Annotated in this window: 14 protein-coding genes and 2 rRNA genes; 2 read left to right on the top strand and 14 right to left on the bottom strand. The window is 49.2% G+C overall.

Features of this window, described 5'->3' with window-relative positions; genetic code table 11:
- Positions 1 to 58 precede the first annotated feature (58 nt).
- The 3 genes from A3848_RS18625 to A3848_RS18615 are packed head-to-tail and all read right to left on the bottom strand — an operon-like array spanning position 59 to position 3,445.
- Complete coding sequence (locus A3848_RS18625) at positions 59 to 928, bottom strand: carbohydrate ABC transporter permease (protein WP_074086406.1); 870 nt, start codon at positions 926 to 928, stop codon at positions 59 to 61.
- Positions 929 to 947: 19 nt separating this feature from the next.
- Positions 948 to 1,847 (bottom strand): ABC transporter permease, encoded by a 900-nt coding sequence (locus A3848_RS18620; protein ID WP_074086405.1) that lies wholly within the window; start codon positions 1,845 to 1,847, stop codon positions 948 to 950.
- Between the two features lie 23 nt (positions 1,848 to 1,870).
- Positions 1,871 to 3,445, bottom strand: coding sequence for an extracellular solute-binding protein (locus tag A3848_RS18615; protein ID WP_178382039.1), 1,575 nt, complete (start codon positions 3,443 to 3,445; stop codon positions 1,871 to 1,873).
- 321 nt (positions 3,446 to 3,766) lie between these two features.
- On the opposite strand from A3848_RS18615, the gene A3848_RS18610 reads away from it, so the two are divergent.
- The gene (locus tag A3848_RS18610; protein WP_074086403.1) at positions 3,767 to 6,088 is read left to right on the top strand and encodes a helix-turn-helix domain-containing protein; all 2,322 of its coding nucleotides are present in this window, start codon (positions 3,767 to 3,769) and stop codon (positions 6,086 to 6,088) included.
- Between the two features lie 63 nt (positions 6,089 to 6,151).
- Here A3848_RS18610 and A3848_RS18605 read toward each other — a convergent pair whose 3' ends face one another.
- The 7 genes from A3848_RS18605 to A3848_RS18575 all read right to left on the bottom strand — a co-directional run bounded on the left by A3848_RS18605 (position 6,152) and on the right by A3848_RS18575 (position 18,463).
- Positions 6,152 to 7,819, bottom strand: a complete 1,668-nt coding sequence (locus A3848_RS18605) for a response regulator transcription factor (protein WP_074086402.1) — start codon at positions 7,817 to 7,819, stop codon at positions 6,152 to 6,154.
- Positions 7,797 to 9,563 (bottom strand): sensor histidine kinase, encoded by a 1,767-nt coding sequence (locus A3848_RS18600; protein ID WP_074086401.1) that lies wholly within the window; start codon positions 9,561 to 9,563, stop codon positions 7,797 to 7,799. The genes A3848_RS18605 and A3848_RS18600 overlap by 23 nt, the downstream gene beginning before the upstream one ends.
- 96 nt (positions 9,564 to 9,659) lie before the next feature.
- Positions 9,660 to 10,547, bottom strand: a complete 888-nt coding sequence (locus A3848_RS18595) for a carbohydrate ABC transporter permease (protein ID WP_074086400.1) — start codon at positions 10,545 to 10,547, stop codon at positions 9,660 to 9,662.
- A gap of 17 nt (positions 10,548 to 10,564) precedes the next feature.
- The gene (locus A3848_RS18590) at positions 10,565 to 11,470 is read right to left on the bottom strand and encodes an ABC transporter permease (RefSeq protein ID WP_074086399.1); all 906 of its coding nucleotides are present in this window, start codon (positions 11,468 to 11,470) and stop codon (positions 10,565 to 10,567) included.
- A 202-nt stretch (positions 11,471 to 11,672) separates the two neighbouring features.
- The gene (locus A3848_RS18585; protein ID WP_074086398.1) at positions 11,673 to 13,334 is read right to left on the bottom strand and encodes an extracellular solute-binding protein; all 1,662 of its coding nucleotides are present in this window, start codon (positions 13,332 to 13,334) and stop codon (positions 11,673 to 11,675) included.
- A gap of 196 nt (positions 13,335 to 13,530) precedes the next feature.
- A complete protein-coding gene (locus A3848_RS18580) occupies positions 13,531 to 17,271 on the bottom strand; it encodes an alpha-L-arabinofuranosidase C-terminal domain-containing protein (RefSeq protein WP_074086397.1) in 3,741 nt (1,246 codons plus the stop codon).
- 229 nt (positions 17,272 to 17,500) lie between these two features.
- Positions 17,501 to 18,463 carry a glycoside hydrolase family 43 protein gene (locus A3848_RS18575; protein WP_074086396.1) on the bottom strand — a complete coding sequence of 321 codons (963 nt, stop codon included), beginning with the start codon at positions 18,461 to 18,463 and terminating at the stop codon, positions 17,501 to 17,503.
- Between the two features lie 425 nt (positions 18,464 to 18,888).
- Between A3848_RS18575 and A3848_RS18570 the strand changes: the two genes are divergently transcribed.
- Positions 18,889 to 21,477, top strand: a complete 2,589-nt coding sequence (locus A3848_RS18570) for a beta-L-arabinofuranosidase domain-containing protein (RefSeq protein WP_074086395.1) — start codon at positions 18,889 to 18,891, stop codon at positions 21,475 to 21,477.
- A 364-nt stretch (positions 21,478 to 21,841) separates the two neighbouring features.
- On the opposite strand, the gene A3848_RS18565 is transcribed toward A3848_RS18570, so the two are convergent.
- The 4 genes from A3848_RS18565 to A3848_RS18550 form a co-directional block, all read right to left on the bottom strand.
- Positions 21,842 to 22,333, bottom strand: coding sequence for a pyridoxamine 5'-phosphate oxidase family protein (locus tag A3848_RS18565; protein ID WP_074086394.1), 492 nt, complete (start codon positions 22,331 to 22,333; stop codon positions 21,842 to 21,844).
- Positions 22,334 to 22,466: 133 nt separating this feature from the next.
- The gene (locus A3848_RS18560; protein WP_074086393.1) at positions 22,467 to 23,819 is read right to left on the bottom strand and encodes a sodium-dependent transporter; all 1,353 of its coding nucleotides are present in this window, start codon (positions 23,817 to 23,819) and stop codon (positions 22,467 to 22,469) included.
- Positions 23,820 to 24,006: 187 nt separating this feature from the next.
- Positions 24,007 to 24,123: ribosomal RNA gene (gene rrf / locus A3848_RS18555) — 5S ribosomal RNA — on the bottom strand.
- 145 nt (positions 24,124 to 24,268) lie between these two features.
- Positions 24,269 to 24,493 (bottom strand): 23S ribosomal RNA (locus A3848_RS18550); the annotation flags it as partial.

Here is a 24,493-nt window from a genome sequence, read left to right as displayed (position 1 = left end):
AGCCTCCTTATCGATTGGAGTATCTGAAAGGGAACCGTGGAGTCCCCCGAAGCGAAGCTTACCCTTTTACTGAACCAATCATCGTTCCTTTCTCGAAGTATTTAAGCAAAAACGGGTACAGCACAAGCACGGGCAAGGAGCATACGATCACTGACGCCATCTTCAGACTCTCCGGTGCAGGAGGGATCAAATTGGTTGCCGTAGTGAACGGGTCCAGCTTATTTTCGATAAGAATCTGCCGGACGACTTGCTGGAGCACGAACTTCGACTGGTCGGTGACATACAACAGATTATCCATAAAGGCATTGATATGATGTACCAGCGACCAGAGTCCGATCGTCACCAGGGATGGAATAGAGAGAGGCAGTACGATGCGGAACAGAATCCGCATGTCCCTGGCCCCATCGATGCGGGCCGCTTCGATCAGTGCATCGGGAATGGACCGGAAGAATGAGAGCATCACCAGAACCTGAAAGGCGTTAGCTGCTGTTGGCAGCACATAGACCCAGCGTGAGTCCAGCAGATGCAGCTCTTTGATGAGCAGATAATTCGGTACGATGCCCCCGTCGAAGATCATGGTGAACAGTATGAGCATGATCAGCACGCGCTTCATAGGAAAATCCGGACGTGACAGAGGATAGGCGGCGCAGACGGTAACGAGCAGCGTCAAGAGCGTTCCCACCACCATGCGGAACACTGTATTTGCATAACCCGACCAGATGAACGGATACTCCAGCAGCTCCCGGTACGCCCTCCATTCGAAGTCCCGCGGGAAAAAGTGAAATCCGCTCCGGAGCGCCTCTCCGCGCCCACTGAAAGAAACCGCCGTAACATGGATGAACGGATATACGACGATCAGTGCGAGCAACGATAGCACAAAATAGATGATAGCGGGTGTAATATGATCCTGCCATTTTCTCGTCTTCATGACTGAATTCCTCCTGCTCCTACCATAATCCATTATCCCCCTTGCTCAGTTTCCTCACGGTCAGATTGGCACCCAGAATGAGCACAAGTCCCACGAGTGACTTGAACAAGCCGATAGCTGCTGTGTAGCTATACTGGAACTGCTGCAGACCGACACGGTAGACATAAGTATCGATGACGTCGCCTGTTTCAAAGGTGACCGGATTTAGCAGATTGATGATTTGTTCAAAATTTGCGCTTAAGAACCCGCCGAGACTGAGAATGAACATAATCGATATGGTCGGCATGATCGAGGGAACATTGATCCGGATGATCCGCTGCCAGCGGTTCGCTCCATCTATGATGGCCGATTCCTGAATCTCCGGGTTGATCCCCGACAAAGCGGCGAAATAGATGATGGAACCCCAGCCCAGATCCTTCAGTATGGAGGAGCCTACGACTATGGACCGGAAATATTCCTTTTTGCCCATGAAGAAGATAGGCTCCTTTCCGAACCAGCCCATGATGTCAGCCATAATCCCTGTAGTCGGCGACAGAAAATAGATGAGCAGACCCGACATGATTACCCAGGATACGAAATGGGGTAAATACATCGTCGTCTGAATGAATCTCTGGAAATACCGGGAGCGGACCTCGTTCAGCAGAATCGCCAGAATAATCGGAGCCGGAAATGCAAAGAGCAGCTGATAAAAGTTCAAAAGCAGGGTGTTTTTAAGAAGACGGTAAAAGTCGCTGCTCTGAAACAAATCCTGAAAATGCTGAAATCCCACCCACGGACTTCCCCAAATTCCATCCACAACCTTGAAATCCTTAAATGCAATGACCACGCCATACAGCGGACCATATTTAAAAACAATGAAAAACGCAAAGGCAAACAGAAACAGCGCCAATAATTCTCCATGCTTTCGTATGGTTTTCATCTTACACTCCCCTGAAACCCTGTTTATTTTTTGAATTGAGCCTGATACATCTCGTTGGCTTCCTTGGTCAATTCATCGCCGCCTCTGGATTTCCATTCTGCAACGAACTTATCGAAATCATCGAGTGGAATTTCTCCGCTGATGATTTGAGCAAAATATTTCTGCATCAGTGAAGTCAGGTCGTTTTTGTATTTCCCGTCAGAAGGCAATGCCGAGAACAACAACGCATCCGTCTGTCTTGGAGCGGATGAATAAGTTTTGATCGCTTCATTCAGAGCCGGATTGGAATATTTCTCACGGTATGCCTGGGTCGTGATATTGCCAAGCGAGAAGAGCCGGATACCAGCCTGATCGCGTTCTTCCGCTTTCTCGAATCCAGCAAGGAACTTGGTGGCTCCTGCGGTTGCCCCACTCTCCGTAAAGTCCCAATGAGTCCCCTTTACTCCGAGATTGGTCATGTTGATGGTTTCCTCATCGCTACTCTCTGCCTTCAGGATCTCGAACAGCTTGTCGAGCTTCTCCGGCTGATCCTTCACTTTGTTGCTGATGACGACAAAATTGCTCTTGACTCCCCAATCCCAAGAGCCGTCACCGCCTGGGCCCTTCGGATTCTTGGCAAATACCAGCTCCGAATTGGGATTCAAGGACTTCATTTCCGTCACAGTTGCCGCATCCGGGAGTGCGCCCTTGGCAATCTGCTCCTCGATGACCCCGATCCGGTTATTGTAGAGCTTTTTACGGTACGAGTCCTGGGTATCGGTGATAAATTCAGGGTCGATCACTCCGTCTGCGTACCACTGCCGCAGCTTCGCCAGTGCTTCCTTCGTCTCCGGCATGACAGAGCCGTTCATAATTTCCCCGTTCTTCTCATGCCACATGGTCGGCTCCACACCGTAAGCACCAAAGATCGAATAGAAGCCGGATGACCAGGTAGAGGTCGCTGTCCCTGTCAGGCCGAAGGTATCTTTTTTGCCATTTCCGTCCGGATCCTTCTGTGCGAAGGCATAGACGGCCTTCTCGAATTCATCCAGCGTCTCCGGAGCCTTGGTTATGCCTACTTTATCAAGCCAATCCTTGCGCCAGAGCATCGCCAGATCATAAGGCTTCAGGTCGATAAACATTGGAATGGCCCAGAGCTTATCATCAATAGTAACGGTTTGGAACAGTGCTTTATTTTTCTCAATATCCTTGGAATACTCGGGCATCTTTTCCTTCAGCATGTTCGGATCCAGGCTCATCAGGACGCCTTGACTCTGGTACGCTGCTACATTCGCGGGATCACCCAGCATGAAGATGTCCGGTACTTCACCGGAAGCAATGCTGGCATCGGTCACTTTCACTGGCTTAATCTTTACATTGAACTTCTCTTCCAGCCACTTCTGGACCTGAGAGTTTTCCACCACTCCAGGAGCCTGGAAATGGATGCCCCATGTAATTTCCACCGGACTTGGTGCTGCTGATTCCTTTGTATTTGCGCTTGCACTGGCATCCGGTGCTGCCGCATTATTCCCGCCGTTACCGCTATTGCCACAGCCAGCCAGCAGACCAGCTGCCAGCATCGCCGGCAGAACCGCATTGCCTATTTTCTTGAGCTTCATCTGCACATGTACTCCCCCTATATGAAAGAAATTTGTTGACCGCTTTCTGCTTCGGCTCCGAAGATGCTAACAGCCTCGAATGGTAGCGGTTACAACTTTTACGATAGCCTCCTCTGCTGCGGGATACAATCCTCTCTTTCAATTCTTTTTATGTTTTGGCCGCTTCTGTGGTTTGGAACGCGTTATGTTTTTCTCTTTTTTTAATGTTTTTCGGGCTTCCGCTTACCAAAATACTCATCTGTGATATAATCCCTCTATTAATGCATGTGTATCACGCACATTTTTGTAAGCGCAACCATTCTGAAAAGTGGAGTGAGACCTTTGCAGGGATACCGTTCAATCAAACATAATACGATGTTCGTCAAGCTGCTGCTTTCCTTGACCGCCATTGCCGTGATCACCGTCATTCTCATCTCCACGGTCACTTACTCGATTTCGGCAGACAACAGTATCCAGAACGCCATCGCATACAACGAATCGATCCTGACGCAGCAGCAGGAGCTGATTCACAAGGAACTGACCGCTATCAAATATGCTGCCACCGGCATGATCACGACCCAATCGTACCTGTACCAGACGAAGGGCAGCAAGTTAAGTGTCAGCTCCCTGATTGATTTATCAAGCTTTGTGGAGCAGCAGAAAAAGATCAGTCCCTACATCGATTCCATCTATTTATATTATGACCCTCTGGAGCTTATCCTGACATCGCGTCCCGAGATCAAGACCTCTCCCATCTCGACCTTTGCGGACAACTCCTGGCTGAACGTATGGAAGCAGCAGTCTGACAGCCGCACGATTTGGATTACCGGAAGACAAGACGCCTTCGCACCGGACCACCCTGCAACCAGCCTGCTTCAAAAGATGCCATTAATCGGTCATGTGAACGGCGCCATCGTCATGAATTTGAAGCTGCAGCTGCTTTTCGACGACTATTTAAGCCATTACCATAATAAAAAAGGCGCCACCCTTGTATTGGGGCCGGATTCAGAGTTGCTCTATTCCGATTCGGAGGCCGGAGCGTCCCTGCTGAAGCAGTTGGACTTCTCTAAGCTGACCGGCGGAAGCGGCTTCTATATGGATGACTCCGACCGGATCGTCTCCTATACCACTTCAGAGCTGACAGGATGGAGATTTGTTGACATTACTGAACGCTCCGTGCTCCTGCAAGGGATGGACCGGATCAAGTTCATTGTCATGATTGTAGCAGCGGTATACCTGTCTGCGGCAATCGCTATCTCCTTTTATTTGTCCAGAAGGTTGTACCGGCCTCTCCAGAGTGTGATCACCTATATCGGCGGTTCAGCAGCCGGTCAGCGGGACGGAGCAGGCAGCCCTCTGCCTGAAGGTGATGAAGCCGGCTTCATCCGTCACATCTTTGATCAGCTTGGCCGAAACTGGGAGACACTGATGACAGAGAAGCGGAAGGTAGATTCCCTTCTCCTGGATAACCGTACAGCCATCAAGGAGAAGTATCTGAACGACCTCATCCAGGGCGGCAGTACGGATCAGGCGGCGGAGCTGTTGGGGCTACGTCTGGATTTTAAACGCTTTGCCGTGCTGACTCTGGAACTGGAGGAGCCTTATCCCGTGAAAGGACCGGACAGCAGCCTTCAATTCCATCTGTTGCGTTACGGGCTTATGGAGGAGCTGGGAGCCGATATCGACGGCGAGATCTTCGCCAAGGATGACAAGAGAACGGTGATTCTCTTTTCGGTTCCTCCGGAGGAGGACGATTTCCCGCTGGAGCAAGCCAAGAAGCTGAAGCAGCTTATGCTGACCCGCTACAGTATGAATGCGACCATTGCGGTCAGCCGGATCTACAGCGGTGCAGAAGGGGTTCGTTCGGCTTATGAGGATACCCTGGAAGCTCTGAGTCTGAAGATGTATATCGGCAAAGGCGAGATCCTGCCTTACGACATCCTCGGCGAATGGAAGTCAGAGGAGGAGGCTTATTATTATCCGTATGAACTGGAAACGAAGCTGCTGCAGGCACTGCTGCAGACGGACAAGGAGGAATGCTTCAGTGTCGTCCGGCAGATCACCCGGACCGCGTTGGTTAAGAAGCTGAGCAAAGCGAATATCCAGCAGCAGTTCTTCCAGCTGGGCGGGGAGATCATGAAGACTCTTGTCCAGTCACGGGGCGATATACACGCCGTGTTCGGGGACAGACCCTCTTACGCGGATGTGCTGGCGGGTGCGGAGACACTGCCGGATATGGAGGAGTGCCTGCTGGATATGTGCGATAAGATCATCGCCTACCACAAGGAGAAGCGTTCCAGGATAACGGATGTGACCCTGCAGCTGGCAACGGATTATATGGATGAGAACTTCAATAAAAATATTTCCGTGGACACGGTTGCTGAGTATGTGCAGCGCAGCTCCTCTTACTTAAGCCGCATCTTCAAGGAGTCAACGGGGATGACCGTCAACGATTATTTGATCCAGCTGCGAATCAAACGTGCCATGGAGCTATTGAAACAGCTAGACCTTTCCATTGAGGTGATCTGCAAGGAGATCGGATATGCAAATGTAAGCTACTTCAATAAGATCTTTAAAGCCCGGACAGGGCTGACTCCCGGACAATACCGGCAGCAGGAGGCGGCAGACAGGCTGCTTGCCCAGGGAAAAGAGCAGGCGGAATAATTACAGGATTAGGCACAACAGAGGTGTTCCAAATGGTCTGTTTGGAACACCTCTTATTCATCCTTAGATCCTTATTTTCCGTTGCTCCCGGAACTCCTGCGGCGTGCAGCCGGTTGTTTTTTTGAAGAAACGAAAGAAATAGTGCTGGTCGCTGAAGCCAAGCCGGGCTGAGATTTCATGCATTTTCAAAGCTGTACCCAGCAGCAATTCCTTGCTTAACTCCAGCTTCTTCTCCGCGATATAATCAGAAAGGCTCTTTCCGGTTGCTCTTTTGTACCAGCGTGACAGATAAGACGGATTAAGCGATACTTCCTGGGCAATCCGGGTCAGGGACAGGTCATCGGATAAATGGAGTTTGATGTATTGATGAATCATCGACTGGATACTGGACTCATCCTGCCTGAAGGTGGCACTGCGATTGGCGACGATCCATTCAAAAAAAGAATGGAAGAAGGCGGTGACGGCAGTCCAGGGTGTGTTGATATTAAAATGCAGGATTTGTGACAAGTCCTGTGCACTTAAAGCCTGTTCCATCAAACCCAGCTCCTGTACAAGCTCCAGCAGGGTGTTGCTGATCCCCGACAGCATTCTCCATTTTATTAAAGGATCTTCCGGGCCGTCCTCTCCGGCCAGATCCACCCACTTGCGAAATGAAGTACTCCAATCCGAATTTCCTTCCAGCAGCCGTTGCTTCAAATATTCCAGCAGCAGCCCCGTAGACGCAAGCCGGGTCTGCATCAGATTCTGGATCGGCTCCGGTTCCATCGTGTCGACTTTCAACAGCTTTTCCATGCCCAGCCCCAGACTGTCGTAACCGGCCAGCCTTAAACGGTTGAGAGTATAGTTCAGCTCATGCCAATCCACAGTATGAGTACTGACAATGACGGATGTGGACAACTGAAGGCAGGTGTTACAAGCCTGCTGAATGGATTCCATCATGCCATGAACGAAGCGGTGTGTCTTCAACCATGTCTCTTGACCTGACAAAGTCGGCAACTGGCCTGACTTGGGCTGGACGAAACAGGCAATGGTCACGGGATCAAGATCGACCGCCTTGATTTCAGCCTTGTCCCCTAGCAGCTCCTCCGAGATGTTAGCCACCGCATAGCGGATCAATGTCCGGTCTGAGGGGGTTTCGTAATTCCCCCAGGCTTCAATCCTGATGATGATGGCCAGGATCGGGTCTGAAGCCTGAAACGGTAACTGAATCGTATCGAATTCGTCCTGTAAAGACCTGTAATCGATCTTTTCAGTACGTCTCAGAATGTCATGCAGCAGCTGTTGCTGCAATTGGGGTAACGTGCGGGGCAGCTTGTCGCGAAACCATTGCTCCCTGTAATTGTACTCCTCTTCTGAAGAGATCCGCTCCAATGCCACGGCTACAGAAGAGCGGATCTTGTCCATTCCTTCAGTTTTTAACAAATAGTCAACAACACAAGGATTTCGAATGGCCTGGTGGGCATAATCAAATTCGTCATGTCCTGTGAGCAAAATGACTTTGCAGCGCGGCCAACGGTCCACGATCTCCCGGATCAGCTCCATTCCATCCATTCCCGGCATACAAATATCGCTGAGCACAATATCTATCCTGAGTGTGTTCAGCCATCCTATCGCACTGTCCGCCGAATGCACTTTTATAATCTCCAAATCGGCAATATCAGCTTTCAAAAAAAACTCAGCCAATCCATCCAAAATCACCGGTTCATCATCAACGATCATCATCCGCCGCATCGGTTGTCTCCCCTTCTCTCGGTATCTTGACTTTTACGCATAATCCGCCCAGCGTGCTTCGTTCAACCTGCAGTCCGTAAGGAGCTCCAAACCTGATGCGCAGTCTCTGATTTACATTTAACAACCCGGTGATCTCACTTTTGGTGATTTCTTGCCGGGACAGCTGCTGCTGCAAACGGGACAGCGCTTCTTCAGTCAATGCATCGCCGTTATCTTCAATGCGAATAGTCAGGGTGTCATTCGTTTGTTCATATTTCATTCGAAGCAGGCCCCCGCTTGGCTTCTGCTGGAGAGCATGTTCGAATACATTTTCTATAATTGGCTGCAGCAGTACACGGGGGACATGGATGCGGCTGCAATCCGGTTCTATTTCATCAACTTCAGCCTGGATTCGGGGACCAAAACGGATTCCCTGTATGGCGAGATACACCAGCGCGTGGTCAAGCTCCTGCCGCAGCGTAACCTCTTGGGCAAAATCGCGCGTCATATAGCGGAAATACTGCCCCAGATAGTCGGAGAACTCTTTTATGAGCTCCACATTTTCCACTTCGGCCATCTGCTTAATGCTGAACAGGCTGTTATACAAAAAATGAGGGGTGATCTGGGATTGCAAATGCTTCAACTCTGCTTCCCCGGTGCGGATACGCTGTACATAATTTTCTTCAATCAATGTATGCAGGCGCCGGAGCATATCGTTGAACCGCGTATACAAATATCCGAATTCATCTTTGCGGGAATGGGTAATATGCAGCCCAGTCTGCCCCTGCTCTGCCTTCTCAAACCCCCGGATCAATATGGATATTGGACGATGGATCGCTCTGAACGACCATACTGAGAACATGAGGACAATGATCAGTGACAAGAGCGTCAAGAGCCACATCATCACGGTAAATATGCGGATCGGCTTCCGCAGAATCGAATTAGGAATACTGGCAGTCAGCCTGAAATGATCACTGCGGTCATACAGAGAATAATGAAAAGAATCATTCATCTGATAGCGCTGTACACTGACTGTTTCTTCTTCAGGAAGCCGTTCCGGATTTGGCATAAGCTCAGGTGCGGGCTCCGATGTCGAAAGAACATACTCGTTATTGTCGCCGAACACCAGGGTGATATTGCTTCCTCCGGACACTGCGAACTCCTTCAGCCGCAGCTCCAGCTCGGGATTGGACAGCTTAATGCCCAACAAAAAATTAGGCGGCACCTTTGGATCCAGATTAAACGGATTTCGGCGCAGCACATACAACTCGTCCTTATAGACAGAGACCTGACCGCCCAAATTGCCCATAGTGTCGGCGAGCCCCTGCCAATCCTGCTGTGTGACATCCCGGACGCCCTCCTGAACACTGACTTCTTTATTGATCTCAGGAAGAAAATATACCACATCAGCTATATATGGGCTGGTTTCCCTGATCTGCCTCAGCTTCGTGAAGATATTGTTCAAGTTATTGTCCACTTCATACTGGCTCATGATTGGCAGGCGGGCACTTAAGGAAGCCAGAGTATCATCAATAGAATATTCCGCAACCAGACGGGTGATTCTTTGAAGCTCAAATTCAAGATGACTGTAATAAAAGCGCAGCTTCGACTCATTTGCCCTTTCCACTTCCGCCTGCATTTGATTAGAACTGTAGAAGGTAATGGATACACCCAGAACATACAACGGCAGCACAACCAGCAAAAAGGCAACCAGGAGCTTATGAACAATAGAGTGGCGGTTCCAACGGAGTATACTTGATTTCATTTAATAATAATCCTTTACAGTAAAGTGTGATGCAGGTACTCCCTGACATTCCAAAGAAGGAGCCGGCAGCGGCTCCCTCGATGATCTAAATACACTTTAACCCTTAACACTGCCAACGACCAGCCCGTGCACAAAATATCTCTGTAAAAACGGATAAATCGCCATAATCGGCAGAATGGATAAAAATATCTGAGCAGCCTGCGTTGTACGGTCCGATACCTGATTCAGCAGGGCTGCTTCTTCAAGCGTTACATTCTCCATCGAAGCCGTTACCTGCTGAAGAATAGACTGCAGATAGGTGGCCAGCGGATAATGCTCCGGGCTCCGCATATAGATCATTCCGTCAAACCAGGCATTCCAGTGGCCAACGAGTGCAAACAGCGTCACTGTAGCAATGCTGGGCATAGACACCGGCAGATAGATGTTCCACAAGGTCCGCAGGTGGCCGGCGCCATCCATCCAGGCCGCTTCTTCCAGCTCTTTCGGCAGCCCCCTGAAGAAATTCAGCATCAGCAGCACATTGAAGATCGGGACGGCTCCGGGAATGACAAGTGCCCATACACTGTCCAGCAGATGCATCTCCTTAACGATCAGATAACCGGGAATCAAGCCGCCGCTGAACAGCATGGTGAATACAAAAATCCATGCGTAAACGGTCCGCGAGCGGAACACCGAAGCTTCTTTTGACAAGGGGTAGGCTACCAGAACCGTAAACAACAAGTTAACAGACACGCCCAGTACCACTCTAAGCAGGCTGGTTCCGAAGGAATGGATGAACTGGTTGTTTTCCAGCATATATCGATAAGAAGAGAATGTGAAATCAATCGGCCAAAAGGTGACCCGCCCGGCGCTGACCGCCGTACTTGAACTGAAGGAAATTGCCAGCACGTTGACGATCGGAAAAAAGCAAAGGACCGCGAGCAAAGCCAGAAACACATAATTCATACGGAGAAACCAACGATACGGTTTAGATGTGAATTGCATAGGTTGTACTCCTTCTCCTAAAATATCCGGTATTTAGCGAAACGGTATGCCAAGTAATAGCCCAGGCCGATAAAAACAAACGAAACTACGGATTTAATTAAGCCAAGGGCCGTAGATACTGAATACTGTGCATCCTGAAGGCCGATCCGGTAAATCATCGTATCCAGAATGTCTCCCGATGAGTAAACCAGCGGATTATAGAGATTGAACACTTGATCAAATCCCCCATTCAGGACATTCCCCAAGCTAAGGGTCAACATCAGAATCATAATCGGGCGGATCCCGGGCAGCGTAATATGCCAAGTCTGCTTCCACCTGCCGGCACCATCGATAATTGACGCTTCGTACAATGAGGTGTCAATGCTGGTCAACGCGGCCAGATAGATGATGGTTCCGAAGCCGAATTCCTTCCATTGGTCTGTGATGACCAGAATATATGGAAACCAGTGATTGTCCGCCAAAAATTGAATCGGCTGCATCCCCAGGCTCTTGAGCAGCATATTAACGATCCCGGAGCTGGGGGACAGCACATCCACAACGATGCCGCCAAGAATGACCCAGGAGAAAAAGTGCGGCATATATATAATCGTCTGTATGGAACGCTTGAATCCGTTAACGCGGACTTCGTTGAGCAGCAATGCGGTGATCACCGGTACCGTCAGGCCGGCAAAGATTTTCATGACGGAGATGAACACCGTGTTCCATACCACCGTGCTGAACCCAGGCAGATCAAACAAGTATCTGAAATTGTCCAACCCGTTCCATGTAATATGTTTAAAGCCTGCAATCGGGGAAAAATCCTGAAACGCAATGACAAGTCCCGCCATCGGGATATAGCTGAAGATAATGACTACAATGAGTGCCGGCAATATCATGACATGCAGCGGGATGTTGCGTATGAACTTTTTGGTATTAAAATGCATCTCTGTCTCCTCCTTATATTCTAAATTATAGAACACTCTAAAAGGACGCTGACAGTGGAGCCTGTTGACCTTTGGTATCTTTTGTTGACCTGTTCACAGCGATTTCAGGGCGCCGGAAGAGTCCATACAAATGACGGGACCGCCGCATCGCCATTCTCATGACTAATGGACAGTCCCGTCATTCGCAGCCACGCAGGCCAGATTAGTTGCCTTTTACTACTTCATTCACTTCTTTGGTAATTTCATCGCCGCCAAGCTTTTTCCAGTCGGCCACAAATTTGTCAAAGGCATCAACCGGCAGATTGCCATAGATGATCTTCACAAAGGTTTCTGCACGCAGCTTATCCAGTGTTGCCTGTTTGCTGTTCATCGTTTTGGTTGGTGCATAGATGAACTCATTCATGACGATCAGGTTATGATCACGATAGTACTTAATAACCGACTGTGAGCTAAGCGGTCCAAAGATACGCTCCATATTCCATTTATCGAGATTGCCACTTCGGTAATCCAAGATATCCTGGTAGAACAATTTGGCTTCCAGCCCCATTTTGGAAGTATCCTTTGTTTTCAGCGCCTGCTCTACTTCATCCTGTGCCTTCACATTTTTGTTCGGAGGCAGGTTAGACACGGTTGCGTTTTGGAACCCGAGACCAGTCTCACCGTTCAGATAGCTGGCACGTTCCTTGGTAGCCGACTCGCCGAACATTTTTTCCGCCTGGAAGTTAAGCAATTTGATTAACGCCTCGGGATGCTCATACCCTTTGCGGATAGCGAATACACCGCCGATGCCCAGGTGATTCTGTGTTTTGGCCGGTTGATCGTCAATGGATTGCACAGGGTATGGAACCCAGTTCACATTTTTATCTTTTTTGACCATATTCATAACCTGGAAAGGAGCCCATTGCGGTAAAAACATCATTCCGGTTTTACCCGCATTGACATCCTCTATGGCCTTGGCGAATTCTTTCACGCCGAATTCGGGATCCAGGACGCCTTCTTTGTACAGCCGCTGCAGCTCAGCCAGGCCTGCCTTCACCTCAGGCTGGATCGTACCGTTGACAATCTCGCCCTTGTCATTTTTGATCCAGGTTTCCAGATAGGCATGGTAGCCAAGCAAGAATGCATTGATCGGAAGATCCTTGTTCATAAATATGCCGTATGTGTCCTTTTTACCGTTGCCATCGGGATCTTTAAGGGTGAAGTCTTCTGCGATCTTGATAATATCCTGCATCGACTTTGGTTCCGCCAGGCCGAGTTTATCAAGCCAGTCTTTACGGATCCACACCATATCCGAAGAGTCTAGAGAACCGCCGAAGCTGGTTAATGCATACAGCTTATTATCCTTCGTAACCGGCTTCAGACCCGCTCCGCCTTCTTCCTGATAATAACCCTTGACCAGGTCAGAAGCATATTTATCAAAGTACGGAGTCAAATCCTCCAGCATCCCCGCTTCATGCAATTGCTCAAACTGCACCATATTAACCTTTAACAGATCGGGCAAGTCCCCGCTTGCCATGGTAACATTCATTTTCTCATCATAGTTGGCGCCGGGTACAATCCAGTCATAGGATACCTTGATACCAAGCTCCTTCTCGTAACCTCTTGTCCAGACATTGTTGGAGTATGTATCGCCCTGGCCCAGGGTTTCTTTTCCGGTCTCAGCCATTGTGGAACGCAGCTTGATCGGCGGATCATATTTGGTTAACGGCCCGCCCTGCATTTCGGTCGGGGCCGCATTGTCCGGTTTGGCTGCAGCACTATTTTTGCTGCTGTTATCACTGTTTCCACCGGAGCATGCACTGAGAACCAGCGAGAAAACAATCGCTGTGGCCAGCACCGGCAATGCTTTACTATTTTTTTTCATCTGATGAACCTCCCTTGTTATTTACAATCTCATTATAGTAAGAAAGCGTTAACAACGGCGAGTGGTATCCTTTTACATTCTGTATCTTTTCTTTACCTGTTCCTAAGACTTTTTAGATCATCCTATAGCAAACATGAAAAAGGAGCCGCCCTTCCGTCAATAATGACAGGAGGACAGCTCCCCGTTGGAATCAGTCTTACCCTTTCAGATGGAGCACCAGTACATTTACCGAGTTGGCCGGCAAATTCAGGACGATGCCATTGTTGTCCAAGGAGACCTTGCGCTCGCCAGGTATCACCCGCTCATCGTCTCTTTTGTTGACATTAGGCAGATGCACAAGCGAAGCATCCCCTGTCAGGCTAACCAGCTTCGCTGCCTTCTCCACGTGCACGTCATGCAAGCTAATCTGCGTTGTCTTGTCCACATTGTCGGCGTTAACAAGCTTCACATAGATATGCTCTGCGTCTTTCGTCACCGAGCTGAATATCTCTCTATTATAGGCTTCCAGCTTATAATCCAATATTCTGCTGGTCACCTTGCCATCCGTATAGGAGCAAATCAGCCGGTCACCGGTACCGCCGCCATAATTCAGTGTAATGGTATACTCAGTGTTGTCTGCAAGCTTTTCATATTGGGCCGCTCTTAAATTGCCTGCCGCCGTGCTGGAAGAATAATCACCCAAGGTGTAGCCTTCTATCCCTTGCTTGTACACCTTGACACCGGTGGCATCGCCCCCATAACCGATTGCATATTCAATGACATCTTTGTTACCCGGAGCGATATCCGTCAGGCCGGCCCCCACATAGAAGCCATCTTCACCTGCAAGCCTTGAAGCAACAACCTCCACTTTGTAGTCGGTCCATTCATCATTCAGAATGTATAATCCGTTCAGCCCGCCCGTTTGAGCTTTCAGTACAAGTCCCTCTCCCGCCCGGATGGCAGAACCCGCAGAACCGGGAATGACCTGCCATGCCGGGTCCAGCTGCTGCGTAAAGTCCTGGTCCAAAAGCAGGCTGCTGTCCTGGTTGGAGGTTACAGTCACACGTTTTACGACGATTTCGGCGTTGCCTGTAGCAATCTCGATTCCGCCGCGGGGAACAAGCTCTGTAGGCTTCCCGTTTTTGTATGTGGAAAAGGAGGTTTTCAGCACCTTGTCGCCCAAATATTTGGCAAATAGCTGTTGTACATAGTAGTTCGGAGTAAACCATACGGTCTCATCGTCGAACCAGATACAGTCTGGAGTCCATCTGTAGGTTCCATCCGTCAGCACCTTATTGAACAGCGGCGCGTAAGCGGAGAGCAGCACGACATCGGCGTTGTTCTCAAAGCCGGTCATGATTGCCGCCTCTGCTACTGCGCCAGCCAATGTATTTTTATCCGTGGAAGCATACTCCCCGACAAAAACCTTTGAGGTTTCTTTCCAGTTCGTGCTTCCGTCCGGATTGGTTGCTCTGTAGTAGTAATTGTAACGGTCCACATTGTTCAGCAGATACTCATTGGAGCGGTAGTAGTGCTCATCTGCGATGGTATCCATATAGTTCTGTTGTTGTTCATACCAGGTGACGGTTTCTTCAATCACTTCATGACCATCGGCAAAAGCGACCTTGGCTGACCCTTCCAGATTTCCGCTCAAAAATTCCCAGCCCTGCTGATAGGCATCATCATCCGCCTGAGCGCCGACTGTCGAGATAATGTGCAGCTTATGGCCCGGATAGTTCTGCTCCATATATTCGTCGATAGAGGTTTTGAACACTTCAAAGTTGGCAAAAAACTCTGTGCCCCAGTTTTCGTTGCCCACGCCCAGATAGCGCAGATCAAACGGCGCCTCATGGCCCATTTTTTGGCGCATGGCGGCCCATTCGTTGCCCGCAAAATCCATACTGATAGCAAAATCGATCAAATCCGTAAAGTTCTTAATGAAATACTCCCGCAACTTACCACCGGCCGGATGGGCATAATCCGAGCGGGCCTGACACAGCACACCGCAAGCCATGACCGGGAGCGGAGTTGCATTCAGGTCTTCAGCCAATTGGAAATATTCCATATAGCCCAGCCCCATAGTCATCATGTAGCCCCAGACGTTATAGTTCTCTTTGCGAAGCTCGATATCTCCCACGGAATCCTTCCAGTCATACACGTTCTCCCAAATGAAGGAGCCTTCCGAGATACAGCCGCCCGGAAAGCGCAGGAATTTCGGATGCATCTCAACCAGCGCGTGGACCAGATCTTTTCTTAACCGGTAATTCGGGTTGCCCAGATAATTCGCATGTGCCGAAGCAGACTTTGCCTCTTCCCCCGCGCCCCACACATCCTGCGGCATCAAAGAGACCATATCAATGGAGATTTCACCGGCAAAAGTGAGGGCGAGCTGGCCTAGAACCGTAGCTGATCCCGTCAGTACCAGCTTGGTCTTCACTCCATATTTCTTCCATATGCCGCCGCCTACCACTTGCACGGTTACAGTGTCACTGACAGCCTCCCCGTCCGGTGCTTGCAATTGTACCGTTATTGCACCCGCAGTTTCAGCCTTGGCCCATAGGGTGAATTCATATTTGGCACCCGTCCGGATAGCCATCGCACAGTGCTGATTGGAATCGGCAAAACCTCTGTTCCGAATGGTCGCCCCGTCAGCCACCTTCACATAATAGGAATTGACATCCTTGTCCGGAGCCTTCAGGAATTCATTGAGACCGCCGCTGCTCTGAGGAATCATCTGTTCTACGTCTCCGGACCAGGCGAATAATGGCTCCCGGTTCCGGCCGGTAGAGCAGCCGCATTCGCCCGAAGCATGGGAATAGGTATCAAAAGCAAAAGACTCGAAGGACCGGTTCTGCACCAGCTCCGCGTAAATCCCGCCGTCGGCTGCATTGTTGATATCCTCATAGAACAAGCCGTACAGCACTTCGCTGACATCCAATATTTCCTGGTTGCCGTGCACATTCAAGGTGTAGGGCGGCAGATTCGGCGGAATAACAGATACCTCAAATGTCTTCCGGACAGAGCTTGAGCCTTTGCTTAATGTGGCGGTAAGTGTTACTCCATAGGCAGAGTTAATGTTCTGTATACGGCCCTGGTTAGAGAGCACCTCCGGGTGGCTGGATTCCCATGCCGCTTCTACCGTTCCACCCAGCAAGCGCGAGGGTAGAGCAAGGTCGTGGGCGACAATAGTTGTCGGCAAGAACAGGTACTTTCCGGCGGCTAGCTTCACAATCTCTTCATCCGTTAATGAATCGCACATCACTTCGATCACTTTGTCTGCGGACAAACCCGCCTTATAGATTCTGAAATCTGCCAGGGAACCGGCAAAATCGTCATCTGCAGCATACTGGGAACGGCCGATAAAATTGCTGCTGTAATTGGACGAATCGGTTAACGTCCCGAACCAGCGGCGAAGCTGAGCATAATTACCGCTGGTGGTCTGGCTAATAGAGCCGTCTGCAACCGTTTCACCGTTCACATATACAACGGGTCCTGCACTGCTTAGCTTGCCGTCCTCCGTACCGATGATGGACAGAGCGATGTGGATCCATTCGCCTCCGGCAAACCCCCGGCCCGGATCAGCGACCAGGTCCATGCCCGCAGACAACGTTCCGCGCAATTGGCGGGTCAGGAATACAGACGGTCCCGTCTCCCCGTTACCAAAGTCAAAAATCCGTTCCCACACGCTCGTGCCCTTGCCGAAGTTCACCCAAGCCGCAACTGTTATACCGGTGTTGTCGTTCACTCCTTCAAGCAGATCAGATGGCAACTGGATAAAAGATGAACCATTACGTCCTCCTGCAAAGGTCACCGCGCTTCTTCCGCCAACTATAGATACCACTGGCGGCAGCGTGCCGCTAGCCAACCCGTGATTATCCTGACCCGAGCTGTCATGGCTGACATTCTCTGCATCCTCGAATCTGTAATGGGCAATTATTTGCTCATGAAAGGCAGTCATATTTTGCATTCTCCTATTCCTTTAATTAATAAAAATATAAATAATTTAATAGATATATAAACTATACCTATCCTACCTTGTTTGACCTCTATTTATCAAGTTTTTCTTGCAAATAGAATGTTGCAACCGTAACAACGCCAATAAGGCTGCCGAGATGTTCTCGACAGCCTTACCGGCCCTGCGGATACATTGATGCGGTTTGCTCATTCTGGCTTGAAGCCGATAGACGTTAGCTCCTGTTATCCTTCACAGGCACCTCAAAATCAGGTGTGCCGTCTTCATTCCACCGGAATTGTTGTACCCGTGTATGGCGGTTCGGATCATATAACGGATCGCCCTTGATTTCCTTGTAATTCCGCGCGTGGTAGACGATAAGATCCCGGCCTTCCTCATCTACCGTAAAACTGTTGTGCCCCGGTCCATATTGTCCGTTCTCCTCCGTAGTATGGAATACCGGTTCAGGATGCTTCGTCCATGAAGCAGCATCCAGCAGATCCCTGTCCTCGTCTGCCTCCAGCAGCCCCATACAATAATTGTGATCGGTGGCACTGGCCGAGAAGCTGATGAAAATCCGGCCGTTCCGCTTGAGAACGGCTGCTCCTTCGTTGACTTTGAAGCCGACAATCTCCCACGGATGCTCAGGAGTTGATATCATGGTCTGCTTGCCGCGCAGTGTCCACGGATTGCTCATTTCAGAGATGTACAGGTTGGAGTTGCCTTCAATTCCGGGATCCTTCTGCGCCCACACATAGTACAATACACCCTTATGCTGGAACGTTGTGGCATCCAGGGCAAAGGATTCCCAGGCTGTCTTCACCTGCCCTTTTTCCACCCAATCCCCTTCCAGAGGACTTACTGATTCATTCTCCAGCACGTACATGCGGTGGTCGAACAGACCTTCGTTCGTTTCTGTTGTATGAGCCGCCGCGAAATAGATGTACCACTTGCCGGCAATGTAATGAATTTCAGGTGCCCAGATATTGGCGCTGAGTGATCCTGAAGCATACTTGCGCCAGGCCACAACCGGCTGTGCTTCAGCCAGGCCTTCCAATGTCCTTGAACCTCTCACTTCGATCCGGTCATATTCAGGAACCGAAGCTGTGAAATAATACCATCCGTCGGTATGCTTGTACACCCAAGGATCGGCACGCTGCTCCACCAGCGGATTGGTGAACGTTCTGTTTGCAGGCATATGATCTCTCCTCTTTGCTATGAGCTAGCCGCTGCAGTTATAACTGTCTTACCCCTGACCTCTTCGACGGGGCGTTCCTGTGTAGCGTACTGCCATTTATGCAATTACCAAATTAGCACAGCAATACTTTTATGTAAATATGAATTTATTTAGTTTTATATATAATTAAATATAAAAAAGCATGATAATGCCAAATAAATCATCTAAATAATGACCCATCACCTGAAATGAGTGCATATTAGTATAATGTATTTATATATACATTTTTTAATTCAATAAAGATTAAACATAATCAGTTTGCAATTTTGAGAAATCTACCCTTTTGACACATATTCAAACCTTGCTCTATTTACGTCTGGCGCCTATAAATTATAAGCTTTAAGTGCAAAACGGCCTGAATAATCTAATTCTAGGAGAGCAAAAATATGACCTTAGGCAACAACCCGCTCCTGACAACGGAACAATCACCTATCCATCCTTTTCCCATGAATCAGGTCACGCTTACCGACCCTTACATGGTTAATGCCTTATCCAAAGAAATTCTTTATCTCAAAAGCTATGATCCCGACCGTTTGCTTGCCGGCTTCCGCGAAAATCGGGGACTCCCTCCCAAAGGAGAAAAGTACCCCGGCTGGGAAAATACCGAAATCAGAGGACATACACTGGGACATTATCTGACCGCAACGGCCCAGGCTTATGAGAATACCAGCAGCAGCGGACTTCTGGAACGTCTGGAATACATCATCGGTGAGCTGGGGGAATGCCAACTGGAGAACGGTTATCTGTCCGCTTTTCCGGAGACATTATTTGATCATGTGGAAAACAAGCAGCCCGCCTGGGTTCCCTGGTACACCATGCACAAAATCATCGCCGGTCTGGTCGCAGTCTACCGTTCAACCCATAACACTGCAGCTTACCGCATAGTATCCGGGCTCGGCGAATGGGTGTACCGGCGTGTCTCTGCCTGGTCGCCTGAAATTCAGGAACGGGTACTCTCGGTTGAATACGGAGGGATGAATGATTGCCTGTATGATCTGTACAAGATTACGCAGGACGGTCATCATTTGTATGCGGCACATATGTTCGATGAACTTGCATTGTTTACCCCTGTCCGTGAAGGTCGGGATATTCTCAAAGGCAAACATGCCAATACGACGATTCCCAAGTTTCTCGGGGCATTGAACCGCTATCTCGTGCTGGGAGAAGGAGAGCGCTTTTATCTGGAAGCTGCGGTGCAGTTCTGGGATATGGTTGTCAATCACCACAGCTATATTACAGGCGGGAATAGCGAATGGGAGCATTTCGGCGATCCGGATATTCTGGACGGAGAACGCTCCAACTTTACGGCCGAAACCTGCAACACCTACAATATGCTGAAGCTTACCAAAGAACTGTTCAAGCTTACGGGAGACATCAAATATGCCGATTTCTACGAAAACACGTTCATCAACGCCATTCTTTCTTCACAGCATCCGCATACCGGCATGACGATGTATTTTCAACCCATGGCGACGGGTTATTTCAAGGTGTACAGTTCTCCGTTCGACCACTTCTGGTGTTGTACCGGCACCGGCATGGAGAGCTTCACCAAGCTGAATGACAGCCTTTATTTCCACCGGAGCAACAGCCTCTACGTTAATCAATATGTCAGTTCTACCCTGGTATCGGAAGCGCACCGGATCGAGCTGGAGCAGGAGGCCAACCTCCCATATAAGGATACAGTCACATTCAATCTGCGTACCTTGGACAGTCAGGCGACCACACTAGAGCTGCGTATACGTATACCAGATTGGATCGCCGGGACGATGAACATTCATTTGAATGGAAATACAGTAGCCTTCCGGACAGAAGGCCGGTATGCTGTCCTGGAGAATGTCTGGAAGGACGGTGACAAGCTAAGCATTCAATTCCCGATGAAGCCTTTCTACTGTACACTGCCTGACGCCCCGAATGTGGTAGCTTTCAAATATGGACCGGTGGTGCTAAGCGCCGCATTGGGAAAAGATGATCTTACACAGTCGGCAACAGGAGTAGCTGTCAGCGTGCCAACGAAAAATATGCTGGTAAAGGATTTCATCACACCGTCTCACGGGAGCATCAGCGATTGGCTGGATCACTTCGAGGAGCATTTCATACGTAAAAATGGAGATCTAGTCTTCGTATTACGTGGAACGGATGAGGACGGACGGCTGGAATTCACACCCCATTACAAGCAGCATGAAGAACGCTACGGCATCTATTGGAAGCTTGTCGAAACGGATTCCAGGGAGTTACAGGAGCATATTTGGCATGGGAAACAGGATCAGACGATCCGGGAAGCTACTATTGACAGTCTGCCGGTTGGCAATGATCAATACGAGCTTGAGCATGGCATCCAAGGGGAGAACACTACGGTTGCCGTCTGGGATGGCTATACCCTTAGACAAGCGGAGAATAACGGCTGGTTCAGCTACCGGCTGAAAGTACTCCCTGAGCAGGATAACTATTTATCTGTCACCTACTTCTCCGGCAACAACGGCAAAGCGATTGATATTTATGTAGACGGCAAACTGCTCGCCAGCGATACATTGATAACTGATAAAGTGCGGACCTTCTATAATAAGCGATACCTCATTCCGGCAGAGCGGATAAAAACAGCCACTGAGGTAGAGATCAAATTTGTTATTCCGGGGCAGATGAATGGAATTTTCGATCAATTGCGGATGATGACAAGCTACAGCAGTAATGCCGAGCTGGCCGAGCTAATCTTTGACGCAGGCAGCCTTTCGGGGGCATTTACCGCCGATCAGTCTGACTACACTCTGACTGTGAGCGCGGGTATACCGGCTGTGCGGATGCATGCCAACCCTTCGCACAAAAATGCCCTGGTCTATGTCAATGACATTCTGATCGAGGATACATTGCCTAGAACTGTGTTTCTTTCCAGTCCAATTACGAATGTGCAAATCAGTGTCACAGCGGAAGATCTGGAAGTGGTGAAGAAATACAAAATTACGATTATTAAACCCGCCTAGAGAATACACATTGCAAGTAGAAACGGCAACGTCGTCCTTTTAAAAGCTTATGCTTCCAAAGCAGCGTACTACAAATCGTTTTCAGGTATCCGGTTCAGCGAAAAAAAGAAGGATAATACATTGTGCACAGCATATACATTCCTATCTTGTAATCAAAGAAACAAACCGGCAAGCCAGGCAGCTTTACGGAGATCATTAATATAGTTTTAGGATACCGCTATGCAACAGGGAACTTCTCTTGCATAAAGTCCGTATTCGCTCATACCTGTATAAAAAGCCACCAGGACAAGTCCTGGTGGCTGATTGGTTGATTGGTTGATTGGCTCATTCGCCCAACTTTGATATTTAGATGTCGGGTCGGCAGCTACTTTAATTCGATAGTCTGGTTGAGATTCGACTGTTCCGTATCCTGGTTCGTTATTCGTTTAAACAAATAAGTCGCCTTCTCGGCCAGGTTACCGCTCTTCCAGTATTCAGCCGCTTCGGCTTGCACCTGAATCAGAATTACCTCAGGGTCATCATAGCTGGTTTGCAAAAAAGCATCATACCCCGCATTCCAAAATTCTTTTTTCTTGTCCAGATCCTGAACAAGCTTGGCCGTCCCACGGACAGAGACATAGGATTTATCGGCATATACGACGTTAACCCTCGGATCATGGAGGATTTCCCCGAACTTGCTAGTGTCCTTCTTGGTAAGGAACCATAAATCTCCGTCGAACTCAACCTCCTGGGTCTTCATGGGGCGGGATACCAGTCCCTCTGCTGATATCGTAGTGAACATCGCGGTATCAATACCTTTGATCAGCTCTCTCACCGTCTCAACTGCTTCCTTGTGACTTTTGTTCAAATCTGACATGCTTATCGCCTCGTTTCTTCCGGGTTATGGAATAGGTTATCCAAACAGATACCAATTATTAACCGAAATACACATAAAAACCCTACAACCCAAGGGGTCGTAGAGTTTATTGTCTATTCTGCAGATGGTTGAATTAGAATTTAAGAATCCCTGAGGTATGGAGCAGCACCAAAAACACCAGAATCGGCGCAACATACCGGAGCATGAACAGCCAGATACGGAACCAGCGCGCCTGTAATCCGGCTGCTTCCGCCGCCCCTTTCCAGAAATATCCTGCAAAAATAGTGATCAGCAGACCGCCGAGCGGAAGCATAATGTTAGAAGTGATGAAATCCATCCAGTCAAACAAAGCTTTGCCCCCAAAAGTAAGCTCAGGGAACATGCCCAGCGACATCGCTGAAGGAATACCCAGCAGGAAAAGGACCAAAGACAAGATCCAAACCGAGCGTTGACGGCTCCAGTTCCAGCGCTCCATCGCAAAAGATACGGGCACTTCAAGCAGAGATACGGCCGAGGTCAGAGCGGCAATGGCCAGCAGGATAAAGAATAGACCGCCGAAGAACGAACCGAAGGGCATCGCAGAGAATGCCGCCGGCAGAGCGATAAAAATCAGCGAAGGCCCTTGATCGGGGGCAATGCCAAACGAGAACGTCGTCGGGAAAATAATCAACCCGGCTATAAATGCATATAGCAAATCTCCGGCGCCTATGGCAAGTGCAGCGGTACCCAGCGACTGTTTTTTATCCACATATGAACCGTAAGTCAGAAGAATCCCCATCCCGAGTGACAACGAGAAGAAAGCATGTCCCAAAGCGACCAGCGCGGATTCCGCCGTCAGCACCGAGAAGTCTGGTTTGAGGAAGAAGGACACTCCTGCGTTTGCCCCCGGAAGGGTTACGGCGCGAATCATGAGTACAATAAGGAGAACGACCAGGCCGGGAATCAATACTTTGTTAAATTTCTCAATCCCTCCTGACACCCCTAGGATGACTACACTCGCGGTAATCAGGATAGCCACACCCTGCCAGACAATCGGCATATACCCTGAGATAAAGGAACCAAATTCACCTGCATAGTCACTAGTGCTGAACAGTTGTCCGTTGAAAGAAATCAACGCGTAATTCAGCGTCCAGCCTGCAACGATAATATAAAAAGAAAGGATTAGAAAAGGCGCCACTACTTGCAGAATTCCGGCTGCTTTCCAGCCTCTCCCGCCTCCGGCACGTATGAACGATGTCGCCGCACTTCCCCGTCCGCTGCGTCCGATAGCCAGCTCGGCCAACAAAACCGGCAAGCCAATTAGCACCAAACAGACGATGAAAAGAAGAAAAAAAGCCGCCCCGCCATTTTCTCCTGTAATATAAGGAAATTTCCACATATTCCCCAGACCAACAGAACTGCCGATGGCTGCGAAAATAAAACCGCTCGAAGAAAATCGTTCTTCCTTCTCCGTAAGCAGGCTTTTTTCACCTTTAGATTGATTCATTTACTTATGCCCCTTTTTCTCTTTTAGCCTTCATTATAGCTTAAGTCACCCTGCGAGTCTTATGGGAATTTCTGAATTTCCTAATCATTATCCTTTTTTCTGTATAAAAACTCTGATTTTTCAAAGGTGTTCCTCTGTTTCATTAAAACAAAAAAACCACTGCTAATTATTCAGCAGTGGTCCATGTGCTTGGCGGCGTCCTACTCTCCCAGGACCCTTCGGTCCAAGTACCATCGGCGCTGGAGGGCTTAACGGTCGTGTTCGGGATGGGTACGCGTGGAACCCCTCCGCTATCGCCACCAAACGGGCATTTGCGGTGCAAATGCATCATTCAGGTCTCAGCATCGCCAAATGCTGAAAACAAATCTTTTTCACTTAACCTCTTGGGCCTCATGAATCAGAACTTGATTCCTGAAAACTGAATCCGAAACGAATCTGCGTTTTATGATTTGGATAAGCCCTCGACCGATTAGTATTGGTCAGCTCCATGCATTGCTGCACTTCCACCTCCAACCTATCTACCTCGTCGTCTTCAAGGGGTCTTACATACTGGGAAATCTCATCTTGAGGGGGGCTTCACGCTTAGATGCTTTCAGCGCTTATCCCGTCCGTACGTAGCTACTCAGCCATGCTCCTGGCGGAACAACTGATGCACCAGCGGTACGTCCATCCCG

The sequence above is a fragment of the Paenibacillus sp. P32E genome, assembly GCF_001909085.1.
GTDB classification, from domain to species: domain Bacteria; phylum Bacillota; class Bacilli; order Paenibacillales; family Paenibacillaceae; genus Paenibacillus_AQ; species Paenibacillus_AQ helianthi.
Note: the sequence above shows the minus strand (reverse complement) of the source record. Positions and strands in the feature narration are given on the sequence as shown.